Origin of the sequence: Cobetia sp. 1CM21F, from assembly GCF_023161745.1 — a bacterium.
Lineage (GTDB): Bacteria > Pseudomonadota > Gammaproteobacteria > Pseudomonadales > Halomonadaceae > Cobetia > Cobetia amphilecti.
This window is the reverse complement of sequence record NZ_JALNTQ010000011.1, coordinates 1-5,509: the sequence shown is the minus strand read 5'-3', so window position 1 is coordinate 5,509 and position 5,509 is coordinate 1. Positions and strand designations below refer to the sequence as shown.

At 58.5% G+C, this 5,509-nt stretch carries 9 protein-coding genes; 2 read left to right on the top strand and 7 right to left on the bottom strand.

Going from position 1 to position 5,509, the window contains the following annotated elements:
- Positions 1-269 (top strand): hypothetical protein (locus MSG32_RS17870; RefSeq protein WP_248381125.1); only part of this gene is annotated, 269 nt, incomplete at its 5' end.
- A 288-nt stretch (positions 270-557) separates the two neighbouring features.
- Here the strand turns inward: MSG32_RS17870 and MSG32_RS17865 are convergent.
- The 7 genes from MSG32_RS17865 to MSG32_RS17835 all read right to left on the bottom strand — a co-directional run bounded on the left by MSG32_RS17865 (position 558) and on the right by MSG32_RS17835 (position 5,152).
- The gene (locus MSG32_RS17865; protein WP_248381122.1) at positions 558-1,814 is read right to left on the bottom strand and encodes a hypothetical protein; all 1,257 of its coding nucleotides are present in this window, start codon (positions 1,812-1,814) and stop codon (positions 558-560) included.
- 310 nt (positions 1,815-2,124) lie between these two features.
- Complete coding sequence (locus tag MSG32_RS17860; protein WP_248381118.1) at positions 2,125-2,736, bottom strand: recombinase family protein; 612 nt, start codon at positions 2,734-2,736, stop codon at positions 2,125-2,127.
- Positions 2,737-2,880: 144 nt separating this feature from the next.
- The gene (locus MSG32_RS17855) at positions 2,881-3,303 is read right to left on the bottom strand and encodes a helix-turn-helix domain-containing protein (RefSeq protein ID WP_248381116.1); all 423 of its coding nucleotides are present in this window, start codon (positions 3,301-3,303) and stop codon (positions 2,881-2,883) included.
- Between the two features lie 227 nt (positions 3,304-3,530).
- Positions 3,531-3,770 (bottom strand): hypothetical protein, encoded by a 240-nt coding sequence (locus tag MSG32_RS17850; protein WP_248381113.1) that lies wholly within the window; start codon positions 3,768-3,770, stop codon positions 3,531-3,533.
- 41 nt (positions 3,771-3,811) lie between these two features.
- On the bottom strand, positions 3,812-4,099 hold the full coding sequence (locus MSG32_RS17845) for a hypothetical protein (protein ID WP_248381110.1): 288 nt from the start codon (positions 4,097-4,099) through the stop codon (positions 3,812-3,814).
- A gap of 110 nt (positions 4,100-4,209) precedes the next feature.
- The gene (locus MSG32_RS17840) at positions 4,210-4,992 is read right to left on the bottom strand and encodes a hypothetical protein (RefSeq protein WP_248381107.1); all 783 of its coding nucleotides are present in this window, start codon (positions 4,990-4,992) and stop codon (positions 4,210-4,212) included.
- A 4-nt stretch (positions 4,993-4,996) separates the two neighbouring features.
- Positions 4,997-5,152: a hypothetical protein gene (locus tag MSG32_RS17835; protein WP_248381104.1), complete on the bottom strand. Its 156-nt coding sequence runs from the start codon at positions 5,150-5,152 to the stop codon at positions 4,997-4,999.
- Between the two features lie 174 nt (positions 5,153-5,326).
- Here MSG32_RS17835 and MSG32_RS17830 point away from each other — a divergent pair.
- On the top strand, positions 5,327-5,509 hold a 183-nt coding region (locus MSG32_RS17830; protein ID WP_248381101.1), incomplete at its 3' end, for a TraU family protein.

Genomic DNA, 5,509 nt, shown 5'->3' with positions numbered 1-5,509 from the left:
TGTTCAACATGATCAACATGCTGGAACAGGCAATACACGATGTGGGCTCAGGGCATCGAGACGGGGACGAAAAAGGAATGGTGCAGCTGAGAAGTGAGATGTTTTATGAGCGAAGGAAAGTAGAAGAGGAGCTAGAGAGAAGGAGGCTTGAAGGTGAGGAATTCCCCGAGGGTCACCATAAGTATGAATTGATAACACCAGAAACCCTGGCGCCCAAAGTGGCGAACATGGATCCAAACGTATGCAGGTGCTGCGGCCAATACAAATAAGCCGCCACCCCAATGAAGGATGACGGCTTAAGTGGGCACTCCCCAGTGCCACTAGGAACGAGGATCAGTGTAGGCGATAGCAGGAGTGTCGAAGTATTGCCGGTCAACGGAACGAGAATCACCGCGTTGTGATGCTGAATCACCATCCATAGACGGGGAACGGGGAGGGGGAGACGGGAGGGCAGGAGGAGGAGACACCAAGGCCACCAGTCGGCCGCTCCCTATGTGGGGCGATAAGAAGCCCTTTTTCTTTAATAACAGTGGGATAGAAGCGCGAAAACTGTCATTTCACTTGATCGGGCAGGAGTAGCCATCAGTCACCTGAGCGTATGCGTCAGCCATGATGCGTCGAAGATCATCAGCGTGTTCAGCGGCCACGATAAACGAGTCATGGATGCCGATAACGGGGCGGCCCAGCTTCGCGTGTTCAGCAAAGACAATCTCGGCAATGCGGGCGTCAGCGTACTGGATTGCCAGCGCCTGCCCCTTGGCATCGAACGCCTCAGCAATGGGCCCATGAGCGCACAGGAAGGCGTCTATCGCCGCATCCACGTCGATGCTTGCGTCCAGCGGCTCAAAGCCGTCATGGAGGCACTGCGGGCGTCTGGGCGGTGCAGGTCGATCAGCAGGGGGAAGCTCTGCCCATGCCTGGTACTCGGCAACATGGCGCTCATACGCGGCCACGCGGGCGGGAATCTGCCGCCCCTTGAGGTTTGAGCGAGCACGGGCCACTGACTCGTCATACAGCAGCGACAAGAACATGACCTTGGCAACGTCGCGGGGAATGCCTGGCAGCGTGTACGGGTCGGCGTCGTACTGGATACCGGCGTTGGCGTAGATCAGGCGAGGGTGAAGGCTGGCAAAGTCCAGCTCTACAGTCGGCTTGCCGTCGATCAGGATGCGCTGGCGCTCGGCCTTGGTCAGCCCCTGGGCATGGCAGTACCAGCGGCCACCCTGCTCCAGCGTCTCGGAGAAGATGCGGCAATATTGGGGCGCGGGATATTCGATACCGTCAAGCGTGTAGACGTGCTGGGCGATGACCTTGTTCAGTCGGCGGATTGCAGGGGATAGGCGTTGGGCGGCACGAGCGGGCACAGGAAGCTGGTTCTTGTCCTTGTCACGCAGCACCACAAGCTCGATAGGCGTCGTGTTGATCTCGGCAGGGGATAGGCTGCCCACCATCGCCAGCAGGCGCTCAGTCGCCATGATGGACGTTGTGACGCCACCCTCAGCGCGGGCCGGTGCTATCTCCTGACGAATCAATCCATCGGCTGCGAGGGTATCGAGAACGCGGATAACGTGACGGCTGCCTGTTCGCTTGCTTCGAGACACAAGCACTTGGATATTTAGCTGGCCGTAGTAGGCGACGTTCACCAACAGCGCCTCAGCTTCACGCTGGAAGCCCTGGGCGTCCTTGAGTCGCTGAATGATGCCGTGGTTACGACCAATCCGATGCAGTCGAGCGGCAAGGGCTTTGATGCGGCCTGACTTGGACCTGTCTGTCCAATGAGGGTGGTACGGGGCACAGCTTGGTGCCTTGTTCATTCTGGCTCCTGTAGGAGCCGGCAGGGTACGGTCACACCAACCCGCATTAGTACGTGGACGTACTAACGGGCCTTTGGTAGGCTAACCCCTAGAAGCGCGATGCGGACTGCAATCCCAACGGGCTTCGGAGCAGTTTGGGTGCTACAATTGTACCTCTACCAGCTCTCGTCCTAGCAGACATTAAGTGCGGTGCGCTAACACCGGGCTATAGAAGGTCACCTTTTCGCGGAGGTGGCCTTCTTTCGTTTTCGACTCAAAAACATGAGCATTTAACGATCATACTTGGCGGCGACCACCCTGCCAACCGCGGTCATCTGGCCTGCTCCTTTTTGATGCGCGTTACCGTGGTCGGTGAAACCTTAGCGAGCCGCGCCGTTTCCCTCACGCCTTTCCCCGCCCCCAGCATCGTCAGTACCAACTCCCGCTTTTCTTCGTCGCGTGGTCGGCCCTTATAGACGCCCTTGGCTTTGGCTATCTCGATGCCCTGACGCTGGCGCTCTCGTCGTGTTTCGTAATCGTCTCGGGCCATCTGCAACACGATGCGCAGCATCAATTTCTGCATTGAATCCAATATGACGCTCGTCATGCCCTCGGCTTCAATGTCGCTTAGATCCAGCAGGCCAGGCACGGATAATCGTGCGCCCTTTGCCTCTATCTGTGCGATCAGCGCCTCAGCATCGGCCAGCGGGGCGCGGGTAATGCGATCAATCTTCTCAGCGATCACCACGTCACCTGGGCGTATTGCCGCGATCATGCGATGCAGCTCAGGGCGGTCGTGTGTGGTGCCCGACGCCTTATCCTTGTACGTACCGACAACGCAGTAGCCTTGGTCCTCGGCCTTCGATACCAGCTCCTTCTCCTGCCGGTCTGTGCTTTGTTCTGACGTGCTGACTCGCATGTAGATGTGCGCCACCTTTTGCATGGTCACTCTCCCTGTTCCATTTAGGGTGTTTCAGAAAGAGTGTAACCATTAGGGTGTCACATTAATAAGATTATCTAGTTATAAGCCCGCATCTTTGCGTGTCATCTCAAGTAAACCCAAACGAAACACACGCGCTCATCAGTTTTACTGTGTTTCCCCTGTGCCTTGTTTGCGACGCAGTGCAGCCAACTCGGCGGCGAACAAGTTCACAGGCTTGTCATCGGTGGAGGTGGGGACTGGAGTCGCTTGTGGGGCCGCTGCGGGCGTCTCAGGGGCAGGCAGGCGCATCATGTGGGCCTTCAGTTCAGCCACCTCAGAGCGCAACGCTTTCAGCTCCTCAAGCATGTCATTGAACACCTCAGCGGGCGGTGCATCCTGTTGCACTGCTTCCTCGACCTGGTGAGGTTCGCCCATTACGCGTATCAACTCGGACAGGGCGACTACCCGCTTACCATCGCCACGAACCGTAGACGACATGCGGCCTGACTTGAGTTTTCGATGCACTGTTGATCGGGCCACGCCGTATAGCTCGGCGGCTTGCGAGACGGTCAATTGATGCTGTTGCACGGCGGCGCACCTTGTTGCGTTGCAATGTGTTGCACATTAGCGCAGCCGTTCAGCGGGCACAAAAAAAGCCCCACAGCGGGGGCTAGTCATCGTCGCCGGGCAACGGCGGCGGATCATCTGGATAGAAAGCGGCCATCGCCTCGGGGTCAGCGTAGAAGGGTGCTAGGCCGTTAGGGCAGGTGGCGCGGTGCTGTCGGGCTTCCAGCTCGCTCAGGCGTTTCATCAGCTCAGGCTTCATAGATGGCTCCGATAACCGCGATGCCAGATGCCACACGAGCCGCATCCGCTGCACGTTGCTCAAGCTCTGCGTCCGTCTCACCAGCGCGACGCAAGATGACACGCTCCCCGACTTGATAGCCCTCGGCTACGCGATCACGCCCCGTCAGGCAGATGACATCAGGGCCGTGGGTAGCCTTATCGAGCGCCTCAAGGCGCTGAAGGCGGCGGGCCAGTGGGTTGATGCGCATGGGTGTCTCCTGCCCTCTGCGGGCCTGTTCCTGCCTGCAAATCAGGCTTTGTTCTCGATGGCGGCCAAGCGGCGCTCAATTTCATCCAGCTCAACCATCCGTGCGACGCTCGCCATACCACTCAGCAGCGCGACCCCCTGTTCCGTGGGCAGCTCCCCAAGCGATACCGCCTTGAGGATCATTCGCGCTTGTTCGGCCAGTGGAGCGGTCTCGTCAAAATCAAAACGCACGGGGTCGGAGTGGGCTTTGATGGGGGAGCAGGTGCGCTCAAGGATCAAGCGGCAGGCCTGCACGTCACCCTCGACAGCCATTTGCAGCACCTTCTCCACGATGCCTGGCGAGCCTTCCTGTAGGCGCTGACGGAGGCTGGCAGGGGGGCGCCCAGCGGCGTTACCTGAGACCCCCTTGATGAAACGCCCTCGCTCGTCACGGGTAGCCATCACGCACCCATCGGGAGTGTCGCCAGATAAGCCTTCATCGGCGCATCAGTGCGACCTTCTACGGCCTTACTCAGTGCGCCATGATGGCCGGCCTTTCCGACTTCCATGAGCGACTTGGCAATAGCTTTCACCGTCTGCTCAGTCTCGAACGACACGAAGGTCATCGCGCGGATGGTGTCGAGCGCAGGGCGATTGGCAGCCACGATTCCGGCCCCTTTCAATTGCCCGAAAGCATCAGCGGTCAGACCAGAAGCGATCGGTACACCACGCAGCACGGCAGCGGTGATCTCGGGCTGCTTGCCTGATGCGGCGTCTGCCATCAAACGACTACGTTCATTCGCAGGCAGTGCGCGAGCAATCCCACGAAGCTCCACGTCCTGTGCAGCACTGACCGCATCTTTCATATCGAGCGGCTGAGTCGGATCAAAGCCCTTCTCCGCGCTCACTGCGGCAGCACTCCAGGCGTCAGCCAAGTCAGCGTATGGGCCTGCCAGCGCCTCAGCAGCCTGATCCAGAAGCTCCACGGAGCGGCGATCCTTGGCGGCTTGGTTCAAATCCATGTCGGCATGAACCTTGATGAGCTGTTCACCAGTAGTCGTGAAGACGGCGAGCGCTCGCGTCTGCAAAGTACCGGCTGCTTTGCCTACCCCGAGGCCGAGCGGCCAGGCTTTCCCACCCATCTGCACGGCGGTATTGGTCACTTCGGACCAGTCGCGGTTAGAGAACATGACGCTCGCGCCATTGGTCAGCTTACGGATGCTGCGATTGCTATCAAAAGTCATTGGATCAAGCCTCCAGGGTCAGCAGGATTTGAATGGCCGCAACATCGCCACGCATGGCGCGTTCTCGGAGGATCAGCAGATACTCGCGCTTCTCGCGTTGTGTCGGTCGTGCCTGACGGGAGCCACGGGGACGGCCCTTTGGTGGTGTCTGTTCGCTCATGGATGCAGCCTCAGTAAGTTATAACGAATCAACACATTATAACTTATAGGAATAAGGATAGACACAAGTAGTGATCATGCTCAGGGCGCATACCCTGGCAACTCTTCTGGGCGAAAGAGTTTGGCCGCCGGTTGTCCTACGCTGAAGGCTCACATACGGCAAGGGACATGCGACGTGACCAAGATGATGGATCGGCTATCAGAACTCTTATGCCTGCAAGACGCGCCTCTGCACGTGCAAAGCATGACCACGATAGACCTGCTGTGGTCGGAAAAGCAGATGTTCAACATGATCAACATGCTGGAACAGGCAATACACGATGTGGGCTCAGGGCATCGAGACGGGGACGAAAAAGGA